We start from the raw sequence: 22,357 nt of genomic DNA, 5'->3' as shown, positions 1-22,357 counted from the left end.
CTCCCCCCGTCCCGCCGCCGCTCCCGGAGCCGCTGACCATGCCATTTGAAGCCAAGCCGGAAGGCGCGGTCCTCCCGGTCCTGGAACCGGGCTACCTGTCCATCCGCGCGCTGCGCAAGGAGTTCGACGGTTTCGTCGCGCTCGACGACGTCACCCTGGACGTGCGCAAAGGCGAGATCTTCGCGCTGCTCGGTGGCTCGGGCAGCGGCAAATCGACGCTGCTGCGCTGCCTGGGCGGCTTCGAGACCCCCACCCAGGGGACCATCGACCTGGACGGCCAGCGCATCAACGCGCTGCCCCCGTACCAGCGCCCGATCAACATGATGTTCCAGTCCTATGCGCTGTTCCCGCACATGACGGTCGAGCAGAACATCGCCTTCGGCCTCAAGCAGGACGGCATGGCGCGCGATGCGATCAACCGCCGCGTCGGCGAAATGCTGGAGCTGGTGCAGCTGGGCAAGCTGGCCAAGCGCAAGCCGCACCAGCTCTCCGGTGGCCAGCAGCAGCGCGTGGCGCTGGCGCGGTCGCTGGCCAAAGGGCCCAAGCTGCTGTTGCTGGATGAACCGATGGGCGCGCTGGACAAGAAGCTGCGCTCGCAGATGCAGCTGGAGCTGGTCAACATCATCGAGACCACCGGGGTGACCTGCGTGATGGTCACCCACGATCAGGAAGAAGCCATGACCATGGCGACCCGGATCGCGGTCATGGATGCCGGCTGGATCCAGCAGGTCGGCAAGCCGGATGAAATCTACGAGCAGCCGGCCAACCGCTTCGTGGCCGAGTTCATCGGCTCGGTGAACCTGTTCGATGGCGTGCTCGATGAGGACCTGCCCGAGTACGTCACCGTGCGCACGCCGCTGTTCCCCGCACCGATCTACGTCGCCCACGGGATCACCGGTTACGAAGGCCAGCCGGTGGCGTTCGCACTACGCCCGGAAAAGGTGATGATCGGCAAGGACGAGCCGGCGGGGGATACCAACAAGGCCCAGGGCGTGATCGAGGAGATCGCCTACTTCGGCAGCCATTCGGTGTTCCATGTGCGCCTGCCGAGCGGGGCCAAGGTGCTGTCCAATTTCGCCAACTCCCAGCGCTGGGCCAGCGATGGCCTGACCTGGGGTGACACCGTCTGGGTGCACTGGCGCGACAATGATGGCGTGGTGCTGACCTCATGACCGCGACCGGCTGGAAGCGCTGGCTCCCGGGCACGCGCGCCGGCGTGATCGCCGCGCCGTACCTGTGGCTGCTGCTGTTCTTCGCGGTGCCGTTCGTGATCATCCTGATGATCTCCTTCGCGCGCACCCAGGTCGGTTCGCCGCCGTATACCTGGCTGCTGGAGTACGTGGATGGCGCCTTCTCGCTCAAGCTCAACCTCGGCAGCTACGCAGCCCTGGTCAAGGACAACCAGTACGCGCTGGCGTACCTGAGCTCGATCAAGATCGCGGTCATCTCGACCCTGCTCACGCTGCTGATCGGCTACCCGATGGCGTACGTGATCTCGCGGATGAGCCCGGCCGCGCGCAACGTGGCGATGATGCTGGTGGTGCTGCCCTCGTGGACCTCGTTCCTGATCCGGGTGTATGCCTGGATCGGCATCCTGGACCGCAACGGCCTGCTCAACCAGCTGCTGCTCAAGCTCGGCCTGATCGATGCGCCGCTGCAGATCCTGTACACCCCGACTGCCGCCTACATCGGCATCGTTTACTGCTACCTGCCGTTCATGGTGCTGCCGCTGTACGCCAACCTGGTGAAGCTGGACAACCGCCTGCTGGAAGCGGCCTACGACCTCGGCGCCAAGCCGTGGCAGGCCTTCGTGCGGATCACATTGCCGCTCTCGCGCACCGGCATCATCGCCGGCTGCATGCTGGTGATGATCCCGGCGGTAGGGGAGTTCGTGATTCCGGAAATGCTCGGCGGGCCGGATACGCTGATGATCGGCCGCGTGCTGTGGGGCGAGTTCTTCAACAACCGCGACTGGCCCACGGCCTCGGCGGTGGCGATCGTGATGCTGGCCCTGCTGCTGGTGCCGATCCTGCTGTTCAACCGCATGCAGCAGCGCGAGCTGGAAGGAAAGCTGGCATGAGCATGGTGCGCAGCAACCGCTGGCTGGGCTGGAGCCTGCTCGGGCTGGGCTTCGCCTTCCTGTACCTGCCGATCCTGTTGTTGATGGTGTACTCGTTCAACGCCTCCAAGTTGGCCACGGTATGGTCGGGCTTCTCCACGCGCTGGTACGGCGAGCTGTTCAACAACCGGCAGATCCTGGATGCGCTGTGGATCAGCCTCAAGGTCGCGTTCTGGACGGCCTGCGCGGCCACCGTGCTCGGCACGATGGCCGCGATGGTGATGACCCGCATGCGCCGCTTCCCGGGCAAGACCCTGTTCGGTGCGTTGATCACCGCACCGTTGGTGATGCCCGAAGTGATCCTGGGCTTCTCGCTGATGACCCTGCTGGTGGCGATGGGCGGCATTCCCGGCTTCCCCAGCCGCGGCGTGACCAGCATCTGGATCGCGCACGTCACCTTCACCCTGTCCTTCGTGACGGTGGTGGTGTCCTCGCGACTGCAGGAGCTGGACCGCTCGCTGGAGGAGGCCGCGATGGATCTCGGCGCGAGCCGGTTGAAGGTGTTCTTCCAGATCACCCTGCCGATCATCGCCCCGGCGCTGGTGGCCGGCTGGCTGCTGGCGTTCACGCTGTCGCTGGATGACGTGGTGATCGCCAGCTTCGTGGCCGGCCCGAACTCGACCACCCTGCCAATGAAGGTGTTCTCCTCCGTGCGGATGGGCATCAAGCCGGAGATCAATGCCCTGGCCACCTTGATGGTGCTGGCGGTGTCGATTGCGGCCGTGGTGGGCTGGCACATCACCTCCCGCGCCGAGAAGCGTCGCCAGCGCGACATGCAGATGGCGCTGCAGGACCCCGGCTGAACGTCATCCCGATCCGGCAACATCCGGATCACGGGGCGGGGCGCACACTGCGGGTCTGACTTTTGGAGACCCGCGATGACCGCTGACATCATCAATCCCGCGACCGGCCAGGTCACGTATCGCCATGAACTGCTCACCGCCACGGAGGTCGAGCAGCGCCTGGCCGCTGCCGCCGAGGCGTTTCCGGCCTGGTCAGCGCGTTCGCTGCAGGAGCGCGGGGCTATGCTGCGCGCCATCGCGGCCCAGCTGCGCCAGCGCAAGGGTGACATCCAGCAGGCGATGACCACCGAGATGGGCAAGCTCAAGGGGGAAGCGCTGGGCGAGATCGAGAAATGCGCCGAGGCCTGTGAGTTCTACGCCGATCACGCGGCCGATTACCTGAAGCCGCAGCTGATCGACACCGAGGCCCAGCGCAGCTACGTGCGCTACGAGCCGATCGGCTGCGTGTTCGCGGTGATGCCATGGAACTTCCCGATCTGGCAGGTGTTCCGTTTCCTCGCGCCGGCGTTCATGGCCGGCAATGTGGCGCTGCTCAAGCACGCCAGCAACGTGCCGCAATGTGCGGACCTGATCCTGGCGGTGTGCCGCGATGGCGGCCTGCCCGAGGGCGTGTTCGACGTGCTGCATATCGACAACGACCAGGCCGCCGAGGTGCTGCGCGACAAGCGCGTCAAGGCGGTCACACTGACCGGCAGCGAGCGCGCCGGGCGGTCGATTGCGGCCAATGCCGGTGACCAGCTCAAGAAGTGCGTGATGGAACTGGGCGGCAGCGACGCCTTCGTGGTGCTGGACGATGCCGATCTCGAGAAGACGGTGGCCGCAGCAGTGAAGTCACGCTTCGACAACAGCGGGCAGACCTGCATCGCGGCCAAGCGGTTCATCGTGGTCGATGCGATCGCCGATGCGTTCGTGGAGAAGTTCGTCGCCGCTGCAGGCAAGCGCGTCTACGGGGATCCGCAGGACGAGAAAACCACGCTGGCGCCGATGGCACGCGCGGACCTGCGCGACGAGCTGCACAAGCAGGTGCAGGACAGCATCGCCAAGGGCGCCACGCTGCTGCTGGGAGGCGAGCCGGTGGCGGGCTCGCATGCCGGCTATCCGGCGACCATCCTGGACAACGTCACCCCCGGCATGCCGGCCTACGACGAAGAACTGTTCGGCCCGGCCGCCGCGATCCTGCGGGTCCGCGATGACGCCGAAGCGCTGCGCGTGGCCAACGACACCACCTTCGGGTTGGGCGGCAGCGTGTGGACGACCGATGCGGCGCGCGGCGAAGCCATCGCCCAGCAGCTGGAGTGCGGTGCCGCCTTCGTCAACGCCATCGTCAAGAGTGACGTCCGGCTGCCGTTCGGCGGCAGCAAAAGATCCGGCTTCGGTCGTGAACTGGCCGAGCATGGCATCCATGAGTTCATGAACATCAAGACGGTTTACGTGGCGTGATGCCACGGATCGGGTAGGAGCCGACCGTTGGTCGGCTCGCGCCGTGGTGGCTTACGGTCGCCCGCCATGGCGGCCAACGGTCGTCGCCGTAGCGACCAACGGTCGTCGCCGTAGCGACCAACGGTCGCTACTACAGCCAGCGTGCGCGCTTGAACAGGCGGTACAGCCCCACGCACACCGCACCGACGCCGATGATCATCGCCGGGTAAGCCCACGGCTTGTCAAGCTCGGGCATGTTCGTGAAGTTCATGCCATACCAGCTGGTGATCAAGGTCGGGGCGGCCAGCAGCGCCGCCCAGGCACCCAGGCGCTTGACCGTCTCGCCCTGGGCCAGGGTCACCAGCGACAGGTTCACGCTCAGCGCGGTGCCCAGCATTTCGCGCAGGGTGTCGATCACATCACTGATCCGCACCGCGTGGTCGTGCACGTCGCGCAGGTAGAGCTTCACTTCGTCCGGCACCAGGTCGCCCTGGTAGCGCTTGATCTGCGAGAGCATGTCCTGCAACGGCGCGACCGCCATGCGCATCTTGTTGAGCTCGCGTTTGAGCTCGTACAGGCGCACCACGGTCTGGCGCTTGTAGTTGTCGGAAAAGATGTCCTTTTCCAGCAGCTCCAGCGTGTCGCGGTAACGCTGGGTGATCGGCAGGTAGTTGTCGACCACGAAATCCAGCACCGCATACAGGCAGTACGACGGGCCCATCGTGCGCAGCAGGTCCGGTTCGCGCTCCACGCGGGCGCGCGGGGCGGCATAGGACAGCGATGCGCCATGGCGCACCGTGACCAGGAAGCGCGGGCCGAGGAAGGCGTGGGTCTCGCCGTAGCGGATCCGCTCGTCCACCATCTGCGCGGTCGTGACCACCACGAACAGCGAATTGCCGTAGGCCTCCACCTTTGGCCGCTGATGCGCATTGCGGGCGTCTTCGATGGCCAGCGAGTGCAGGCCGAATTCTTCCTGCAGCTTCAGCAGCACGCTGTCGTCGGGTTCGTACAGCCCCACCCACACGAAGCCGTTGTCGCTGGCGATCACATCGCTGATCGCATCCAGGCCGATGTCGTGGCGCTTGCCCTGGTCATCGTAGTGAACGCAGTTGATGACGCAGGCGGGGTTTTCAGGTGTGACGGTATCCATGGCGGGCATCGTGCGTCAGCGGCCCGTGACGGGCAGGTCACGGCGGCCCAGCACCCATGCCAGCGCCACGTGGATGGGCAGCAACAGCACGATCCACTGCAGGTTGTACTGCGCCTGCAAGGTCAGCCAATGCAGCACCAGGCCGAGCAGCGACACGCCGGCGACCGCCCACAGCACGAACCGGAACCACGCGCGCGGCACGCGGCCGCGCAGCAGGGTGATCGCAGCGGGAACGAGCAGCAGGCACAGCGGCGAGAGCTGCAGCAGGTTGCGGTTGGCCCAGGCGGCCTGGTGCGCACTGAAGCCCCACAGGTAGGTCAGCAGGGCGCCGCCAATGCCGCAGAACAGCCAGAACGGCAGCGCCAGGCCACCCAGCAGCCGGCGCCGGCGGCGCAGTGCAACCACACCCGCAGCGGCGATCAGGCCGCACAGCAGCCACGGCCACCAGCTGCGCGGGGACTCGGTCGGCTCCGGGGCGATCCGGTGCGGCAGCAGTTCCTGCTCGGCCTGCACCAGCGGGCGACCTTCGCTGTTGCGCACCTGGCGCAGCGCATCGGCCAGGCGCATCGGCACGAAGGCTTCCTGCCAGCGCGACAGCGGCTGGTCGGCGAACGGGCCCAGGCCGATATCGAAGCCCAGCCACATCCACGGCGACGGCGAGGCCAGGCGCACCGATTCACTGCGGTAGGTGTTGCCGCGCGAGCGCCCGGACAGCTGCGAATGCAGCCCGCCTCCCAACGCGCCGTCGATCGCATCGCGGACCATGGTGGCGCAGTTGGCGGTGTAGTAATCGTAGTGGTAGCGCGCGTTCTCGGGCTTGGCGCGCTCGGCCAGCGACGCGGCCAGGGTGCGCGACTGCGCGGGCGTCAGATCCAGCCACTGCACGCTCGCACCGCGGCCGCTCTCCTGGTAGTACGACAGGTCCTGCCCGAGCGGCAGCGCGACCAGGTAATACATCATGTCGCCGCGCACGAAGTTGCCGATGAAATCGGACTCGCTCGGGTCGAAGTAACCGAAGTTGTACGAGGTGGCGTCGCCGGTGACCGGATCGACCACGACCAGCGCGTCATGGCCGAAGCGTTCGAAGAAGATCTCGCCCGGCTGCATGGTGACCACGCCGATGCGTGGCGCCTCGGCGGCAGGGGCCGGGGCGGCCGTGGCAGGCACGGCATCCTGCGCGGCCAGCGCCCCGAAGGGCAGGCTGGCCATCGCAAGCAGCGACAACACGAACAACAGGCGGCACAGCGACCACCGATTCAAAGGGGGCCGCATGGCGTGGGTCAATCCTCGTTGTGGGTGTCGGGCGGCAGCACGGTCACATGGAACGCCTGCACGCGCCGGGCATCGGCACGCGCCACCCGGAACACGAAGCGGTCCAGGGTGAGCTCATCGCCGGTTTCGGGCAGGTGCCCGATCGCCTCGGTGACCAGGCCACCGATGGTGTCGTAATCGTCGTCGGGGAACGTGGCACCGAAACGCTCGTTGAAATCCTCGATCGCGGTCAATGCATCGACCACGTACTGGCCGTCGGCCTGGATCGCGATCTGCGAGGTGTGGTCCTCGGCCTCGTCGTGCTCATCGTCGATCTCGCCGACGATCTGTTCCAGCACGTCCTCGATCGTGACCAAGCCGGCGACACCGCCGTACTCGTCCACCACGATGGCCATGTGGTTGCGCGAGAGCCGGAACTCCTTGAGCAGCACGTTGAGCTTCTTGGCCTCGGGGATCAGCACCGCCGGGCGCAGCAGCTCACGGATGTTGGCCGGCCCGTTGTCGGCAACCACGCCGCGCAGCAGGTCCTTGGCCAACAGGATGCCGAGGATGTCGTCCTTGTTGTCGCCGTGCACCGGGAAGCGCGAATGGCCGGATTCGACCACCTGCTTCATCAGGTCAAGGAAGGGGGCTTCGACCGGCAGGGAGACCATCTGCGAGCGCGAGATCATCACGTCGCCGACGGTGAGCTCGGCCACCGAAATGGCGCCTTCCATCATCCGCAGCGTGTCGGCGGCGATCAGGCCGTCTTCGTGCGCGGTGTGCAGTACCGCCACCAGCTCGTCGCGGGTGTGGGGTTCGCCGGAGAAGGCAGCGGTCAGGCGTTCGAGCCAGCTGCGCTTCTTTTCATTGTGCTCCAGGGTGGAGCTACTACTGTCGTCTTCAGACATCTCTGGAAAAAAAGGCACCCGGCGTGCCGGGCGTTGGATTTAGTCTATCAGGATGCGGGCGCCTGTCAGCGCCCGGCCGAGGGCGGATTCACGCCCGGCAAGGGGGCCGGGGCGGCGCCCGGTGGCGGGGTGTCTTCCTCCGGTGGCAGGTCCAGGCTGTAGGTACAGCCGGCCAGGGTCTTGCCGGGGTGGGATTTGACCGTGGACAGGCTCAGGATCACCGACTCGATCAAGGCCTCGCCGGTACGCGGGTCGGTGACGTCGCGGCTGACCAGCTCGCGCCCGGCCATGAACTTCACCGGGGTGTCCACGCCATCCTCCAGCGCCAGGCGCTTGGCCAGCGGGCGCGGGTCGGCCAGATCCAGGATCGCCATGATGCTGGCCCCGGCCACCGTGATGTATTCGGCACGCTCGCCGAACACCGTGATCGGGGCGGCCAGGCGGAACTCGCTCATGAACTGGTTGGTCTGCGGCAATGGCTGAAGGCCGTTGGCGACCGCCTTGAGCGGGTCGGCCACGACCGGGGCCACCGCGTCGTAGTCACTCACGCTCTGGCGGCATTCGATCAGGGCGGTCAGGTCCAGCGGCGCCGCCTCGGCGAAGGCCGGGGTGGGCAGCAGGGCGAGCAGGCCCAGGCAGGCACATCGGAACGGGGTCATCGCAACAGGTCCATCAACTAAGGCGTGCACGGCACGGACGCGGCACCGATGATAGCGGGCGCCGGTTCGCCGTGGCAGGGCATCAACGGCGGCGGACCAGCCAGCGCAGGGTGGTGGTGAAGGAAACCACCGCGATGCCGGCCGCGCACAGCACCAGCGCGGAGGCGCCCAGGTGGATCACCCCCGGGCCGCCGGCGGTGACCGCCATCAGCGCGCGCCCGAACACCAGTGCGAAGGCTGCGGCGAGCACGAACAGCAGTGCCACCTGTACGGGCCGTGCGCGGAATATCGATGACTGGGCAGGCGATGCTCCATCGCGTCGCGCCCAGCGATACAGGGTGCGCCACCCCAGCGGGGCCGCCAGGGCAGCGGCCAGCCCGGACCAGCCGACCACGTTCAGGGCGGTGGCGCTGAGCGTCGCCCCGGCAGGACCGGCCAGCAGATGAGGCAGGATCAGGCCGGTGACCACGCAGGTGAGCGTGCCCAGCACCAGCGTCGCCGCCGCCAGCGCAGACAGGCGCCTGGCCGAGACAGCCGATAGCGGCGCGCGCTGTTGACGTGCCTTCCACCAGCTGCGTGCGGGCGTCAATGAGAGCGATGCGATCACCGCGGACAGTGCGAGCATTCCCCACCGCAGCGCGATGGGATCGCGGCCGGCCGGGGTCAGCCCGGCGAGGCCCGGCGCACCGACCGCGCAGTACAGCAGCGCGATGACCGACACGGCAAGCAGTACCGGACCAAGTGCGGAGCGGCGATCAGGAACCGGCATGACGACATACCTCCTTGTATGACGGGGAAATCAGCAATCGCAACGACCGTTCGGTTCAGCGCTCGCCGGCATACGGATCGGCAATGCCCAGTTCGGCCAGGATGTCGCGCTCCAGCTGTTCCATGGCGTCGGCTTCCTTCTCGTCCTCATGGTCCCAGCCGAGCAGGTGCAGCACGCCGTGCACGGTCAGGTGCGCGTAATGGGCGTTGAGCGCCTTGCCCTGCTCGTCGGCCTCGCGGGCGACCACCGGGGCGCAGATCACCAGATCGCCGAGCAGCGGGAATTTCACGCCCTTGGGCAGGCCCTCCGGCAGTTCGGCCGGGAAGCTGAGCACATTGGTCGCGTAATCCTTGCCGCGGTAGTGCCGGTTCAAGGACTGGCCCTCCTTCGCATCGACCAGCCGGATCGCCAGGTCGGCCTCGCGGATGCGGCCCTTCAGGGCGGCGGCCACCCACTTGCGGAAGCTCACCGCCGAGGGCAGACCGGCGCGGGGCAGGGCGTAGCTGATGGCGACGTCCAGTCGCACGGGACCACGGGTCATGGGGTCGCTCCGGGTTGGACCTGCTGCAGATCGCGGCGGTCGTAGGCGCTGACGATGCGGGCCACCAGCGGGTGACGGACCACGTCGCGCGCTTCGAAGAAGGTGAAGCTCACGCCCTCGACATCACGCAGCACATCGATCGCATCGCGCAGGCCGGACTTCACGTGCTTGGGCAGATCGGTCTGGGTGAGGTCGCCGGTCACCACGGCCGTGGAGCCGAAGCCCAGGCGGGTCAGGAACATCTTCATCTGCTCGACCGTGGTGTTCTGCGCTTCGTCCAGGATCACGTATGCATCGTTGAGCGTGCGGCCGCGCATGTAGGCCAGCGGCGCGATCTCGATGACGTTCTTCTCCAGCAGCTTGAGCACCTTCTCCACGCCGAGCATTTCATACAGCGCGTCGTACAGCGGCCGCAGGTACGGGTCCACCTTCTGGCTCAGGTCACCGGGCAGGAAGCCCAGCTTCTCGCCGGCTTCCACCGCCGGGCGGACCAGGATCAGGCGCTGCACGCGCGCTTCATTGAGCGCTTCCACCGCGCTGGCCACGGCCAGGAACGTCTTGCCGGTGCCGGCCGGGCCGATGCCGAAGTTGATGTCGTGCGTGGTGATCTGATGCAGGTAGCGGGCCTGGTTGGCGCCGCGGCCGCGCACGGTGCCGCGCTTGACCTTGATCGCCACTTCCTGGGCCTCGTAGGCGCGCTCGACCACATGCTCCACGTTGGCCTGGTTCAGCCGCAGGTGGATGGCATGGCTGTCGAACACCACGTCGCCGGCTTCGGCGTACAGCGCTTCGATCAGGGCCTGCGCATCGGCCACCACGGCCTTGGGGCCGGTCACGCGGAACACGTGGCCACGGTTGGCGATTTCCACGCCGAGTTTGAGTTCCACCTGGCGGAGATGTTCATCGAACGGGCCGGCCATGTTGGCCAGGCGCTCGTTGTCTTCCGGGGTGAGGGTGAAGTCGCGTTGTGCGAGTGCGGTCATTGCGTCCGGCGGCCGCCGGTCCAGCCGACCGGGCCGCAAGCAGGGAAAGGGAGAACAGGGTAGCGCGGGTGTGGGGCCGCCGCTACAGCACCGGCGGAAAGTGGTTTTCCACAGGGGCTGTGCAATGCCGGTGCAGCAACCTGTGGATAGGTGGCGCCAGCCCTACTGCGGCAATGGGTTCAATTGCGTGGTCAAAAAAGCGTCAACGATGGCCGGACCGACGTCCGGCCATCCCGCTCAGTCTGCCGTCACCATCCGCGCCCGCAGCGAGTTGCTGTACGCCTCGGTGATCACCACATCCACGAACTGGCCGACCAGGCGCGGGTGCCCCGGGAAATTCACCGAGCGCATGTTCTCGCTCTTGCCGGTCAGCTCGTTCGGGTTGCGCTTGGAGGGGCCTTCCACCAGCACGGTCTGCACGGTACCGACCATCTTTTCCGAAATGGCCGCGGCCTGCTCGTTGATCCGGGCCTGCAGGCGCGACAGGCGCGCGTGCTTTTCCGCATCGGTGGTGGTGTCTTCCAGATCCGCCGCGGGGGTACCCGGGCGCCGTGAATAGATGAAGGAGAAGCTCTGGTCGAAGCCCACGTCCTCGATCAGCTTCATGGTCTTCTCGAACTCGGCGTCGGTCTCGCCGGGGAAACCGACGATGAAATCCGAGCTGATCGAGATGTCCGGACGCACCGCGCGCAGCTTGCGGATCTTGGATTTGAATTCCAGCGCGGTGTAGCCACGCTTCATCGCCGAGAGCACGCGGTCGCTGCCGGCCTGCACGGGCAGGTGCAGGAAGTTGGCCAGCTGCGGCACGTCGCGGTAGGCATCGATCAGCGAATCGCTGAACTCCAGCGGGTGCGAGGTGGTGAAGCGGATCCGGCCGATGCCGTCGATCTCGGCGATGGTGCGGATCAGCAAGCCCAGGTCGGCAAACTCGCCGTCGCCATACGGGCCGCGGTAGGCGTTGACGTTCTGGCCGAGCAGGTTGATCTCCAGCACGCCCTGGGCGGCCAGCTGCGCCACTTCCACCACCACGTCCTCGAACGGGCGGCTGACCTCGGTGCCGCGGGTGTAGGGCACCACGCAGAACGAGCAGTACTTCGAGCAGCCTTCCATGATCGAGACGAACGCGGAGGCACCCTCGGCACGCGGCTCGGGCAGGGCATCGAACTTCTCGATCTCCGGGAAGCTGATGTCCACCTGCGATTTGCCCGATTCACGGCGCTGGCGGATCAGCTCCGGCAGGCGGTGCAGGGTCTGCGGGCCGAACACCAGATCCACGTGTGGCGCGCGCTTGATGATCGCCTCGCCTTCCTGCGAGGCCACGCAGCCGCCGACCCCGATGATCACGCCACGGCCGTTGTTCTTCAGCGCCTTCCAGTAACCGAGCTGGCTGAACACCTTCTCCTGGGCCTTCTCGCGGATCGAGCAGGTGTTCATCAACAGCACGTCGGCCTCGGCCGGGTCGTCGGTGAGTTCCAGCCCTTCCGAGGCGGCGAGCACGGCGGCCATCTTGGTCGAGTCGTACTCGTTCATCTGGCAACCGTGGGTCTTGATGTACAGCTTGCCGCGCACCGGACCCGTCACCTGCGGCCTGGCGCCGGGCAGGGGGAGCAGATCGGGGCGGGGGACGGAGCTGGGCGGAGCAGAGGCAGGCAAGGCAGAACCGGCCGAAGTCGGCGCGGTCGAAGCTGGCGTCCCGGTCATGGCGCTTATTCCAGTCGGGTGGGCGGGCAGGCAGCCGGATGGCTGCGGTGAGCAGGTCATTGTAGCCGGGTCGGGCTCCCCCCTTGGCAATCCCCGGCGAATTGGGGACACTCCCGCTCATGAAGGGGATGTTGGGGATCGCTGCGCTGGCCTTGGCTGCGCTGACCGCTATGCCGGCCAGTGCGGGCACCCTGTACAAGTGCGTCGGCAGTGACGGCATTCCCAGCTATGTGAGCAAGCGTGTGGCCGGGGCCGCCTGCAGCGTGATCAGCAGCTACCGGCCCGACCGCAGCGCGGCGCCCCGCCGGGCCCTGGCAACGCCTCCCGCGCCGACGCCGGCGGCGCCGATCGCCGGTGCCACGCCCGCCCCGGTCCGGGCCGATACCGCCACGACGGCGACCGCGATCACCCCGGCTGCTGCCCCGGCCACCGCCCCGGCGACGGTGCTGAGCGCGCCGTCCGCCCCGGCAGCGGCCGCTGGGAAGGCAGGGAAGGTCCGCAGCGGCCAGCTGTATGCCTATATGAAGGATGGCGTTCGCCATTACACCAGCGCACGCCCGGCCGGTATCGCCAGCATTGGCCAGGTCCGCACCATCCACTACAGCTTCATCGAGCGCTGCTACGCCTGCGGGGCGAACCCGGCCGTCAACTTCGGCTCGGTGCGGCTCAACACCACGGCCTACCAGAGCGAGATTGCCGCCGCCGCCCGTGAGTTCGGGGTGGAAGAGGCGGTGGTCCGCGCGATCATCCATGCCGAATCGGCCTACAACCCGACCGCGCTCAGCCGCGCCGGCGCACAGGGCCTGATGCAGCTGATGCCACCGACCGCGCGCCGTTTCGGGGTCAGCGATTCCTTCGATGCTTCGCAGAACATCCGCGGCGGCGTGCAGTACCTGTCCTGGCTGCTCAAGCGCTTCAACGGTGATCTCACCCTGGCTGCGGCGGGCTACAACGCCGGCGAGGGCGCGGTCGACCGCCATGGTGGCGTGCCGCCTTACAGCGAGACCCGGTATTACGTGAAGCGGGTGGCCCTGTTGGCCGACCGCTACCGCGGCGCAGTGGCCAGCCATCAATAACCCATGGCGCCGGTGGTACCTGATGCCGTACTGTCGGGGTAATGTCGTTCCGTAGTACCGCGTTGTGTGGCCGACTTCGGTTCAGCTACACTCGCGGCTGATTCAATGTGGACTGGCCCCCACCGGTCTGCTGGCAGCCTCAAGCTACCTAAATCAATATCGGAGTGCCGGATGGCCAACGATGGGGTAAACGATCCAGTCAACACTGGACGTCGGCGGTTTCTCTCAGCAACCACTGCGGTGGTCGGAGCGGTCGGCGTCGGATTTGCAGCGGTACCGTTCATCAAGTCCTGGAATCCCAGCGCCCGCGCCAAACTGGCCGGTGCCCCGGTGATTGCCGACATCAGTGCGCTCCAGGAAGGCCAGCGTCTGGTCATGGAGTGGCGTGGGCAGCCCATCTGGATCGTCAAGCGCTCCAAGGCCATCCTCGATGCACTGCACGGGCTGGACGGCCGCCTGAAGGATCCCGAGTCGGGCGAGAAAGAACAGCAGCCCGAGTACGTGCTCAAGCAGAATCCCGAGTTCCGTTCGATCAAGGCCGAGGTATCGGTGCTGGTCGGGCTGTGCACCCATCTGGGCTGTTCGCCGGAAATGGTCGCCGAGATCCGCCCCGAGCCCTACGACCCGCAGTGGAAGGGCGGCTACTTCTGCCCCTGCCACAAGTCGCGCTTCGATATGTCCGGTCGCGTGTTCAAGGATGTTCCGGCACCGATCAACCTGCTGGTGCCGCCGCACCATTACCAGGACGACAACACCATCATCATCGGCGTTGATCCGCAGGGGGCGGCTTGATCATGGCCAATATCCTTTCCCGCACCGCCACCGGACTGGCCGACTGGGTCAACGCCCGCGCGCCGGGCCTGATGCCGGTCTACCGCAAGCACGTCAGCGAGTATTACGCGCCCAAGAACTTCAACATCTGGTACTACTTCGGTTCGCTGGCGCTGCTGATCCTGGTCAACCAGATCGTCACCGGCATCTTCCTGACGATGCACTACAAGACGAACGCGGCCGAAGCGTTCGCCTCCATCGAATACATCATGCGGGACGTGGAGTGGGGCTGGCTGATCCGCTACATGCACTCCACCGGTGCCTCGCTGTTCTTCATCGTGGTCTACCTGCACATGTTCCGCGGCCTGCTCTACGGCAGTTACCAGAAGCCGCGCGAACTGGTCTGGATCCTGGGCATGCTGATCTACCTGGTGCTGATGGCCGAAGCCTTCATGGGCTACGTGCTGCCCTGGGGCCAGATGTCGTTCTGGGGCGCCAAGGTGATCATCTCGCTGTTCGGCGCGATCCCGGTGATCGGGACCGGCCTGACCGAATGGATCATGGGCGACTACCTGCCCAGCGACGCCACCCTCAACCGCTTCTTCGCCCTGCACGTGATCGCGCTGCCGCTGGTGCTGCTGCTGCTGGTGGTGCTGCACCTGGGCGCGCTGCATGAAGTGGGCTCCAACAATCCGGACGGCGTGGAGATCAAGAAGGGCCCGAAGGGCAACCGCTGGTCGGCCACCGCGCCTACCGATGGCATTCCCTTCCATCCGTATTACACGCTCAAGGATGCGGTCGGCGCCGGCTTCCTGCTGATCATCGCCGCCTTCATCATCTTCTTCGCCCCGGCCTTCGGCGGGTTGTTCCTCGAGCACGACAACTTCACCGAGGCCAACCGCCTGGTGACGCCCGAGCACATCAAGCCGGTCTGGTACTACACCCCGTACTACGCCATGTTGCGCGTGGTGCCCAACAAGCTCGGGGGCGTGATCGTGATGTTCTCGGCGATCGCCATCCTGTTCCTGGTGCCGTGGCTGGACCGGGCGCGGGTAAAGTCCTACCGCTACCGCGGCCTGCTCTCGCGCGGCCTGCTGGGCATGTTCGCGGTGTGCTTCGTGTGGCTGGGCGTGATCGGCTCCGGCCCGGGTACGGATGCGCACGAGACCTACATCGGGCGCGTGCTGACCTTCCTGTATTTCGCCTTCTTCATCACCATGCCGCTATGGACCAAGCTGGACAGGACCAAGCCGGTACCGGACCGGGTGACCACGCATGACTGACCACTGGATTGTCCGGCTGGCCTGCGCGGCGGCCCTGATGCTCGGTGTCGCGGTGGCCGATGCCGCCGAGGGCGCCAAGACCCTGCAGGCCGGCAATGACCTGAGCGATCGTGCCTCGCTGCAGCGCGGCGCGCAGCTCTACATGAATTACTGCTCCGGCTGCCACGCGCTGAAATACCTGCGCTACTCGCGCATGGCTGCCGATCTCGGGTTGAGCGAAGAAGAGGTCATGAACAACCTCAACTTCACCGGCACCCCGGTGGGTGAACCGATTCCGGTGACGATGCCCAAGGCGCAGGCCGAGAAGTGGTTCGGCAAGATGCCGCCGGACCTGAGCCTGATCTCGCGCGTGCGGGGCAGCGACTGGGTCTACACCTACCTCAAGTCGTTCTATCTGGATCCCACGCGGCCGCTGGGCTGGAACAACACCGTGTTCCCCAATGCCTCCATGCCCAACCCCCTGTGGGAAATGCAGGGGCTGCAGCATGCGGTGCATGGCAAGGCCGAGGGCCCCGGGCTAGATGCACCGGTGGTCGGGCTGAAGATCGAACAGCCGGGCAACATCGATGCCGGGCAGTACGATCAGGCGGTGCGCGACATCACCAACTTCCTGGAGTATGCCGGCGAGCCGGCTGCCCTGAAACGCCAGAAGCTGGGCGTGTGGGTGATCCTGTTCCTGGCGCTGCTGACCTTCCTGGCCTATCTGCTCAAGAAGGAATACTGGAAGGACGTCCACTGAGCGGTCGGACGCCTTCCCGCGTCGATCGTTCCTGCCGTGGGACGATCGACCTATTGGCTTTTGTGATGTGCGGTTGCACACTCGGGTACTGTGACGACCGTTGGCAATGGGCTGGCGGCGCCGATACGACCGGCGGTTACCGGACGTTGGAGAGCCTTTGATGGCGGCGAGCGTACGCATGCGGAATACCCTGACGCTGTTTTCCTCGAACGACGATGTGCTGTGCCATCGCGTGCGGCTGGTATTGGCGGCCAAGGGCGTCACTTATGACTCCGTGCCGGTCGACCCGCAGAACCCGCCCGAAGATCTCATCGATCTCAATCCGTACCACTCCGTGCCCACTCTGGTGGAACGCGAGCTGGTGCTGTACGCGGCGTCGGTGGTCAGCGAATACCTGGACGAGCGCTATCCGCACCCGCCGCTGATGCCGGTCGATCCGCTCTCGCGGGCCCGCATCCGCCTGGCGATGTTGCGCATCGAACACGACTGGGTGCCACAGGTTCAGGCCATCCAGCTGGGCAACAAGACCCAGGCCGAGGCCGGGCGCAAACGGCTCAAGGAACTGCTGACCAGCGCGGTGCCGTTGTTCAAGGCCAGCAAGTTCTTCCTCAACCCGGAAATGAGCCTGGCCGACTGCGCGATGGCGCCGATCATCTGGCGACTCCAGGCACTGGACGTGCCGCTGCCGAAGGATGGCAAGTCGATCGAAGACTATGGCAACCGCATTTTCCGGCACCCCGGCTTCATCCGCAGCCTGACCGACCAGGAAAAGAAACTGCGCGATCTGCCGGTCTGATCGGCGGGATGTGTGCAGCATGCGGCACAGCCGTGTACTGAACGAAATCGCGGTGCCGGTACGCGCCATGGCTGACCTGCGGGTAGGCGGGCGCGTACACTTGCATCAGGCAATCCGGATCAAGAGCAGCCGAGCACGGCTCGGCTCTACCACATGACTGAAGACACTTTTCGCATGACCAGCCACCGTCCGTACCTGTTGCGGGCCTTGGTGGAATGGATCAATGACAACGACCTGACGCCGCATATCCTGGTCGACGCCGGCATGCCTGGCGTGCAGGTGCCGCAGAGCGCGGTCAAGGACGGCCGCGTTGTCCTGAACATCGCCGAGCGCGCCGTGGTGCGCCTGCATATCGACAATGACAGCGTGAGCTTCTCGGCCCGCTTCTCCGGCACCAGCTACCCGGTGCAGGTGCCGATCTCGGCCGTGCTGGCCGTGTACGCCCGCGAGACGGGGCAGGGCATGGCGCTGCCGGATGACATCCCGGGCCATGAGCCGGGTCCGGACGATGCGCTGCCGCCGGACGATTCACCGACCCCGCCGGACGATGCACCGCCCAAGCCCAGCGGTCGCCCGCATCTGCGGGTGGTCAAATAAGACCCACCATGGCCGCCGCAAGGCGGCCATTTCATTGGGGATCCACGACACCGACCCGGTAGAGCCGACCGTTGGTCGGCTGCGGTTGGTTGGCTGCTGTTGGTCGGCTGCCGTGGGTCGGTTGTCTTGGATGTCCGTAGAGAACAGCCGACCAACGGTCGGCTCTACCGGGCTCAGACGTCTTCGGCATCCCGTGTATCGATATCGCGGCGGATCTCACTGATCCGCGCCGCCGACGGCCCCACGAACGTGATCAGCTGATCACCGCGCAGCACCATGCGCCCGCTGTGGCGGTCCACGCCATCGTGCGAGTACTCGAACTTGAAGGTGCGCTCCCAGCCCAGCCAACCGTTCTCCTTGCGGCATACGCGCAGGCCGGTGGCGTGCACGCTCTGGTCCAGCCACTGCACATCGGCAGCGCGGCAGGCATTGCGCCCGAGCACGCCTGCACGTTCGGCGGCGGCACGCGAAGAATTCCAGAAGGCGTAGGCAAACGCGCCGGCAATCATCAACAGGATCAAACTGGGCATCGGTGACTCGGCGCGGTCAGGGAGGTCGGTCCTCCCAAGATGGCGACGAATGCGGCGCGGATCAAGCCATCCGCGCGATCGTGATCAGGGCGTGCGCGGTGGCGGTGGCGGGACGGGTATCGGTGTCGGTGTGGGTGTCGGCGTCCGAGTCGGGCTCGCCGGCGGGGCCGGAACCGGGTTCGCGCTCGGGACCGGCGGACGGGGCGGAACCACGGTGGGCGCTCGCATCGGTGCCTGGGAAGCCGGAGCCGCCATCGGCGGTGCCGTCACGCCGGGAGCGGGCAGGGTCGCCGGGTCCGGAGTTCCCATCGGCACCGTCGCCGGCGCGGTCGCCACCAGCTTCAGCAGTGCGGCCCAATCCTGGCGATTGAAGCTGCATTCCTCTTCGCGGCCCGGCGTGCAGCCCAGATCCACCCCATCGCCTGCACCGGCCTTCGCGGGAGGCAGCTCGATCCGGCCGCTGCGGTCCAGCGACAGTTTGCGCAACGCCACGGTGTTCATGACGTTGCCGCCGATCAGATACAGCGTGCGGTCGCCGCCCATGTTGGCCGCGATCACCACTTCGCAGTGCGATTTCCAGTGCGTCACCGCGCCGCTGCCCAGCGACTGCACCAGCCCGCTGTAGCTCAGGGTGTCGCGGCGGTCGCGCAGGTAGCACAGCAGGTCGCCGGGCGCGGGTTTCTCCTGCGCCGGGTCGGTCATCCGGTACGGCCCGCTGTTCTGGTAGGCAGCGCGGATGTAGTCGATGTGTCGGGGCGAGCGGGTAAAGCCGGGTACCGAGGCGCGGGTCATCACCCAGGAAATGAAGGCGGCCGACCACGGGTTGTCTATCAGGAACGCACGGCAGTCGCTATCGGTATAGCGCGTGCCCGGTGGGGCCAGGCAGCTCGATGCGCCGGGCTGGCTGCCCATCGGCGACAACGTGCCGCTCTGCCGCCAGTAGCCGACCACCCGCTGCCACGCGACGAGGCCGTTGTCGGCCAGGTGGACGTCCTCGGCTTCGGTCACGCTGAGGCTGGCCGCGCGGCCATCGCGGTCGATGAAGGGGCGGTACCAGAGGCGGTGTTCGTTGCAGGCGGTCTGCACGATGGCCACGGCCAGCGGGCTCAGCCCGAACCGGGGTGGGATATCGCAGACCTCGGCCGCGGATGCGGTGGCCGGCAGCAGCGTCGCCAGCGGCGACAGACATGCAAGCAGGAACAAGGGGCGCATGCGCGCTCTCCGGGTGGGGGCAGGGCAAGCCTCGCAGACCCGGTCTGCCGATCCCGTGAACACCGCGCGCCGACGCCGAACGACCAACGGTCGTGCGCTACCAGCCCGGTCGGTGTCGACCGTTGGTCGACACGCGCGTTTCAGCCCGGGGGCGGACCCAGTTTCAATGACAGGTCGATTGCCTGCACATGCTTGGTCAGCCCGCCGATGGAAATGCAGTCCACGCCGTCCTCGGCGATCGCGCGCAGGCCGTCCAGGCCGACACTGCCGGACACCTCCAGCGGAATCCGCCCGGCCGCGATGCGCACGGCCTCGCGCCGCGTGGCGGCATCGAAATCGTCGATCAGGATGCGGGTGCAGCCCACCGCCAGCGCCTCGCGCAGCTGGTCCAGGTCTTCGACCTCGACCACCAGCGGCAACGCCGGCCACTGCGCACGCGCCGCCAGCACCGCAGCGGTCAGCGAGCCGGCCGCGCGGATGTGGTTTTCCTTGAGCATCACCGTGTCGAACAGGCCCAGGCGATGGTTGTCACCGCCGCCGCAGCGCACCGCGTATTTCTGCGCCACGCGCAGGCCGGGCAGGGTCTTGCGGGTGTCCAGGATCCGCGCGCCGGTACCGGCCACGGCCGCGACGTACTGCGCGGTGGTGGTCGCCGTGCCGGACAGCGTCTGCAGGAAGTTCAACGAGGTCCGCTCGGCGCTCACCAGGCTGCGGTTGCGGCCTTGCAGCAGCGCCAGCACCGTGCCGGCAGCGACGCGGTCGCCCTCGGCCACGCGCCACTCGATCCTGACCTCCGGATCGAGTGCCCGGTGGGTCGCATCGAACCATGGGCGGCCGGCGATCACCGCGTCCTGCTTGCACAGCAGGTAGGCGCTGTCGGGGCGGTCCGGAAGCAGGGCGGCGGTGACATCACCGCTGCCGATGTCCTCGGCCAGCGCACGGGCCACATCGGCGGCCACCAGGGCGGCCTCGGGGGCCGGCACGGGGAGGTGGCTCATTTTTCCGGGAAATCGGCGATCTGGGCGGTGGCGATGGCCTCTTCGGCCAGCAGCACCGGGATGCCGTCGTCCACGCGGAACACCTGCTTGCGGTCGCGGGTCAGCAGGGCCTCGCGCAGCGTCTGCGCCTGCGGGCTGCCATCGGCCTTGAGCACGGCACCGCTGCCGATCGCGCGGTTGAGCGCGTCCAGGCCGGTGGCGTCGAGCAGGGACAGGGGCTGGCGCGTATCGGGCGAGCACAGGAGGTCGAGCAGCTTGCGATCCATGGATTCTTCGTCTTGCGTGGAAGACGGCTAGAATACGTCTTTAAGGCAGGTGACGGCCAATGACCCTCAACCAAACCGCGCCGCTCGTCGGCATCGTCATGGGATCCCGCTCGGATTGGGAAACCATGCAACACGCCGCCCAGAAGCTGGATTCGCTGGGCGTTCCCTATGAAGTGAAAGTGGTCTCGGCGCATCGCACGCCGGACGTGCTGTTCACCTACGCCGAGCAGGCGGGCCAGCGTGGCCTGCGCGCGATCATCGCCGGTGCCGGCGGGGCCGCGCACCTGCCTGGTATGATCGCCGCCAAGACCGCCGTGCCGGTGCTGGGCGTGCCGGTGCAGTCCAAAGCCCTGAACGGCATGGATTCGCTGCTCTCGATCGTGCAGATGCCGGCCGGTATTCCGGTCGCCACCTTCGCCATCGGCAACGCCGGCGCCTCCAACGCGGCGTTGTTCGCAGCCGCCATGCTGGCCTCGGACCAGCCGGCGATCGGCGAAGCGCTCGAGGCCTTCCGCGCCCGCCAGACCGAAGACGTCATGGCCCACGACGACCCGCGTCAATGACCCCCAGGACCGTTGGCATTCTGGGCGGCGGCCAGCTCGCCCGCATGATGGTCCTGGCCGGTGCGCCGATGGGGCTGCGCTTCGAGCTGTTCGACCCGGCCGCCGATGCCTGTGGTGCCCAGGTGGCACCGCTGCAGGTGGCCGCGTTCGAGGATGAGGCGGCCCTGGCCGCGTTCGCCGCCCGCGTGGACGTGGTGACCTTCGATTTCGAGAACGTGCCGGCGCGCAGCGCCAAGTTCCTGGCCGAGCGCGTGCCGGTGTATCCCAATCCGGATGCGCTGGCCTTGGCCCAGGATCGGCTCAGCGAGAAGACCCTGTTCCAGTCGCTGGGCATCCCGCTGCCGCCCTTCGCCGATATCCGCAGCCGCGACGAACTGGCGGCCAAGGTCGCCGAGTTCGGCATGCCCTGCATCGTCAAGACCCGCCGGCTGGGCTATGACGGCAAGGGCCAGTTCCGGATCCGCAGCGCGGCCGACATCGACGCTGCCTGGGACACCCTCGGCAGCCAGGTCGAAAAGACCGGCCTGATTCTGGAAGGCTTCGTCGCCTTTGATCGCGAGGTCAGCGTGGTGGCGGTCCGCGGGCAGGATGGCGAGTTCCGCGCCTGGCCGATCACCGGCAACTGGCACGTCAACGGCGTGCTCTCGGCCAGCCTGGCCCCTGCGCAGCTGCCGGCGCTCCAGCACGAGGCGGCCATCGGCTACGCACGTACGCTGGCCGAGCGCCTGGACTATGTCGGCGTGTTCGCGCTCGAACTGTTCTGCCGCGGCGATGAACTGCTGGCCAACGAGATGGCACCGCGCGTGCACAACTCCGGCCACTGGACCATTGAAGGCAGCGAGACCTCGCAGTTCGACAACCACCTGCGCGCCGTGCTCGGCCTGCCGCTGGGCGATACGCGCATGCTGGGCCATGCCTGCATGCTCAACTGGATCGGCCAGATGCCCGATGCCAACGCGGTGCTCGGCCAGGCCGGCGGCCATTGGCACGACTACGGCAAGCAGGCGCGGGACGGGCGCAAGGTTGGCCATGCCACGCTGCGTGATGACGATGCGGCGGCGCTGGCCGGTGCATTGGAAAGCGTCGGTGCGCAGCTTGATCGCGGTGAGCAGGTCGCGCCGGTCATCGAGATCCTGCGCGGTTGAAGGCGAGGGGTGGCGGGCCCCCGCCCGCCCGACCAAGGAGCCCGACCAACCAAGGGGGGCGACCCCGCCGCAAAA

24 protein-coding genes are annotated in these 22,357 nt (G+C 67.0%); 12 read left to right on the top strand and 12 right to left on the bottom strand.

The window, feature by feature from the left end:
* Window positions 1-38 precede the first annotated feature (38 nt).
* The 4 genes from potA to ABE483_RS17900 all read left to right on the top strand — a co-directional run bounded on the left by potA (window position 39) and on the right by ABE483_RS17900 (window position 4,362).
* Window positions 39-1,172: a polyamine ABC transporter ATP-binding protein gene (gene potA, locus ABE483_RS17915; protein WP_070426989.1), complete on the top strand. Its 1,134-nt coding sequence runs from the start codon at window positions 39-41 to the stop codon at window positions 1,170-1,172.
* Entirely contained in the window at window positions 1,169-2,080 is a 912-nt protein-coding gene (locus ABE483_RS17910; RefSeq protein WP_259260210.1) for an ABC transporter permease subunit, read from the top strand. Before potA ends, ABE483_RS17910 begins: the two co-directional genes overlap by 4 nt.
* A complete protein-coding gene (locus ABE483_RS17905; protein WP_346482138.1) occupies window positions 2,077-2,922 on the top strand; it encodes an ABC transporter permease subunit in 846 nt (281 codons plus the stop codon). The genes ABE483_RS17910 and ABE483_RS17905 overlap by 4 nt, the downstream gene beginning before the upstream one ends.
* Window positions 2,923-2,997: 75 nt before the next feature.
* Entirely contained in the window at window positions 2,998-4,362 is a 1,365-nt protein-coding gene (locus ABE483_RS17900) for an NAD-dependent succinate-semialdehyde dehydrogenase (RefSeq protein WP_346482137.1), read from the top strand.
* 130 nt (window positions 4,363-4,492) lie between these two features.
* Here the strand turns inward: ABE483_RS17900 and ABE483_RS17895 are convergent, their stop codons facing one another.
* The 8 genes from ABE483_RS17895 to miaB all read right to left on the bottom strand — a co-directional run bounded on the left by ABE483_RS17895 (window position 4,493) and on the right by miaB (window position 12,306).
* On the bottom strand, window positions 4,493-5,491 hold the full coding sequence (locus tag ABE483_RS17895) for a magnesium and cobalt transport protein CorA (RefSeq protein ID WP_313217796.1): 999 nt from the start codon (window positions 5,489-5,491) through the stop codon (window positions 4,493-4,495).
* A 15-nt stretch (window positions 5,492-5,506) separates the two neighbouring features.
* The gene (locus ABE483_RS17890) at window positions 5,507-6,763 is read right to left on the bottom strand and encodes a DUF4105 domain-containing protein (protein WP_346482136.1); all 1,257 of its coding nucleotides are present in this window, start codon (window positions 6,761-6,763) and stop codon (window positions 5,507-5,509) included.
* An 8-nt stretch (window positions 6,764-6,771) separates the two neighbouring features.
* Window positions 6,772-7,653, bottom strand: coding sequence for a transporter associated domain-containing protein (locus tag ABE483_RS17885; protein ID WP_313217798.1), 882 nt, complete (start codon window positions 7,651-7,653; stop codon window positions 6,772-6,774).
* A 65-nt stretch (window positions 7,654-7,718) separates the two neighbouring features.
* On the bottom strand, window positions 7,719-8,312 hold the full coding sequence (locus tag ABE483_RS17880; protein ID WP_313211250.1) for a hypothetical protein: 594 nt from the start codon (window positions 8,310-8,312) through the stop codon (window positions 7,719-7,721).
* A gap of 82 nt (window positions 8,313-8,394) precedes the next feature.
* A complete protein-coding gene (locus tag ABE483_RS17875) occupies window positions 8,395-9,081 on the bottom strand; it encodes a hypothetical protein (RefSeq protein ID WP_313211249.1) in 687 nt (228 codons plus the stop codon).
* Between the two features lie 55 nt (window positions 9,082-9,136).
* Window positions 9,137-9,622: an rRNA maturation RNase YbeY gene (gene ybeY / locus ABE483_RS17870; RefSeq protein ID WP_121041647.1), complete on the bottom strand. Its 486-nt coding sequence runs from the start codon at window positions 9,620-9,622 to the stop codon at window positions 9,137-9,139.
* A complete protein-coding gene (locus ABE483_RS17865; RefSeq protein ID WP_088433024.1) occupies window positions 9,619-10,605 on the bottom strand; it encodes a PhoH family protein in 987 nt (328 codons plus the stop codon). Before ABE483_RS17865 ends, ybeY begins: the two co-directional genes overlap by 4 nt.
* Before the next feature lie 237 nt (window positions 10,606-10,842).
* Window positions 10,843-12,306, bottom strand: a complete 1,464-nt coding sequence (miaB, locus tag ABE483_RS17860; protein ID WP_313217803.1) for a tRNA (N6-isopentenyl adenosine(37)-C2)-methylthiotransferase MiaB — start codon at window positions 12,304-12,306, stop codon at window positions 10,843-10,845.
* Between the two features lie 119 nt (window positions 12,307-12,425).
* On the opposite strand from miaB, the gene ABE483_RS17855 reads away from it, so the two are divergent.
* From ABE483_RS17855 to ABE483_RS17830, 6 genes are all read left to right on the top strand, one after another.
* A complete protein-coding gene (locus ABE483_RS17855) occupies window positions 12,426-13,382 on the top strand; it encodes a lytic transglycosylase domain-containing protein (protein WP_346482135.1) in 957 nt (318 codons plus the stop codon).
* Window positions 13,383-13,553: 171 nt separating this feature from the next.
* Window positions 13,554-14,174 (top strand): ubiquinol-cytochrome c reductase iron-sulfur subunit, encoded by a 621-nt coding sequence (gene petA / locus ABE483_RS17850; RefSeq protein WP_019186259.1) that lies wholly within the window; start codon window positions 13,554-13,556, stop codon window positions 14,172-14,174.
* Between the two features lie 2 nt (window positions 14,175-14,176).
* The gene (locus ABE483_RS17845) at window positions 14,177-15,436 is read left to right on the top strand and encodes a cytochrome bc complex cytochrome b subunit (RefSeq protein ID WP_123728838.1); all 1,260 of its coding nucleotides are present in this window, start codon (window positions 14,177-14,179) and stop codon (window positions 15,434-15,436) included.
* Entirely contained in the window at window positions 15,429-16,175 is a 747-nt protein-coding gene (locus tag ABE483_RS17840) for a cytochrome c1 (RefSeq protein ID WP_313217808.1), read from the top strand. Before ABE483_RS17845 ends, ABE483_RS17840 begins: the two co-directional genes overlap by 8 nt.
* A gap of 160 nt (window positions 16,176-16,335) precedes the next feature.
* Entirely contained in the window at window positions 16,336-16,971 is a 636-nt protein-coding gene (locus tag ABE483_RS17835; protein ID WP_019186262.1) for a glutathione S-transferase N-terminal domain-containing protein, read from the top strand.
* A 153-nt stretch (window positions 16,972-17,124) separates the two neighbouring features.
* A complete protein-coding gene (locus ABE483_RS17830) occupies window positions 17,125-17,568 on the top strand; it encodes a ClpXP protease specificity-enhancing factor (protein WP_313211246.1) in 444 nt (147 codons plus the stop codon).
* Between the two features lie 173 nt (window positions 17,569-17,741).
* Here ABE483_RS17830 and ABE483_RS17825 read toward each other — a convergent pair whose 3' ends face one another.
* From ABE483_RS17825 to ABE483_RS17810, 4 genes are all read right to left on the bottom strand, one after another.
* Window positions 17,742-18,098 carry a DUF3301 domain-containing protein gene (locus ABE483_RS17825; RefSeq protein WP_313211245.1) on the bottom strand — a complete coding sequence of 119 codons (357 nt, stop codon included), beginning with the start codon at window positions 18,096-18,098 and terminating at the stop codon, window positions 17,742-17,744.
* 84 nt (window positions 18,099-18,182) lie between these two features.
* Window positions 18,183-19,310 carry a DUF2272 domain-containing protein gene (locus ABE483_RS17820; RefSeq protein WP_346482134.1) on the bottom strand — a complete coding sequence of 376 codons (1,128 nt, stop codon included), beginning with the start codon at window positions 19,308-19,310 and terminating at the stop codon, window positions 18,183-18,185.
* Window positions 19,311-19,450: 140 nt separating this feature from the next.
* Window positions 19,451-20,308 (bottom strand): carboxylating nicotinate-nucleotide diphosphorylase, encoded by an 858-nt coding sequence (nadC, locus tag ABE483_RS17815; RefSeq protein WP_313211243.1) that lies wholly within the window; start codon window positions 20,306-20,308, stop codon window positions 19,451-19,453.
* A complete protein-coding gene (locus ABE483_RS17810; protein ID WP_019186189.1) occupies window positions 20,305-20,574 on the bottom strand; it encodes a Trm112 family protein in 270 nt (89 codons plus the stop codon). The genes nadC and ABE483_RS17810 overlap by 4 nt, the downstream gene beginning before the upstream one ends.
* A gap of 59 nt (window positions 20,575-20,633) precedes the next feature.
* Between ABE483_RS17810 and purE the strand changes: the two genes are divergently transcribed.
* Together purE and ABE483_RS17800 are read left to right on the top strand one after the other, a co-directional pair.
* On the top strand, window positions 20,634-21,137 hold the full coding sequence (gene purE / locus ABE483_RS17805) for a 5-(carboxyamino)imidazole ribonucleotide mutase (RefSeq protein ID WP_019186188.1): 504 nt from the start codon (window positions 20,634-20,636) through the stop codon (window positions 21,135-21,137).
* Complete coding sequence (locus ABE483_RS17800) at window positions 21,134-22,282, top strand: 5-(carboxyamino)imidazole ribonucleotide synthase (protein WP_346482133.1); 1,149 nt, start codon at window positions 21,134-21,136, stop codon at window positions 22,280-22,282. Before purE ends, ABE483_RS17800 begins: the two co-directional genes overlap by 4 nt.
* The last annotated feature ends 75 nt before the right edge of the window (window positions 22,283-22,357 follow it).

The organism is Stenotrophomonas sp. TWI602 (assembly GCF_039674045.1).
Classification (GTDB): domain Bacteria; phylum Pseudomonadota; class Gammaproteobacteria; order Xanthomonadales; family Xanthomonadaceae; genus Stenotrophomonas.
This window is presented reverse-complemented; position numbering and strand designations above follow the sequence as displayed.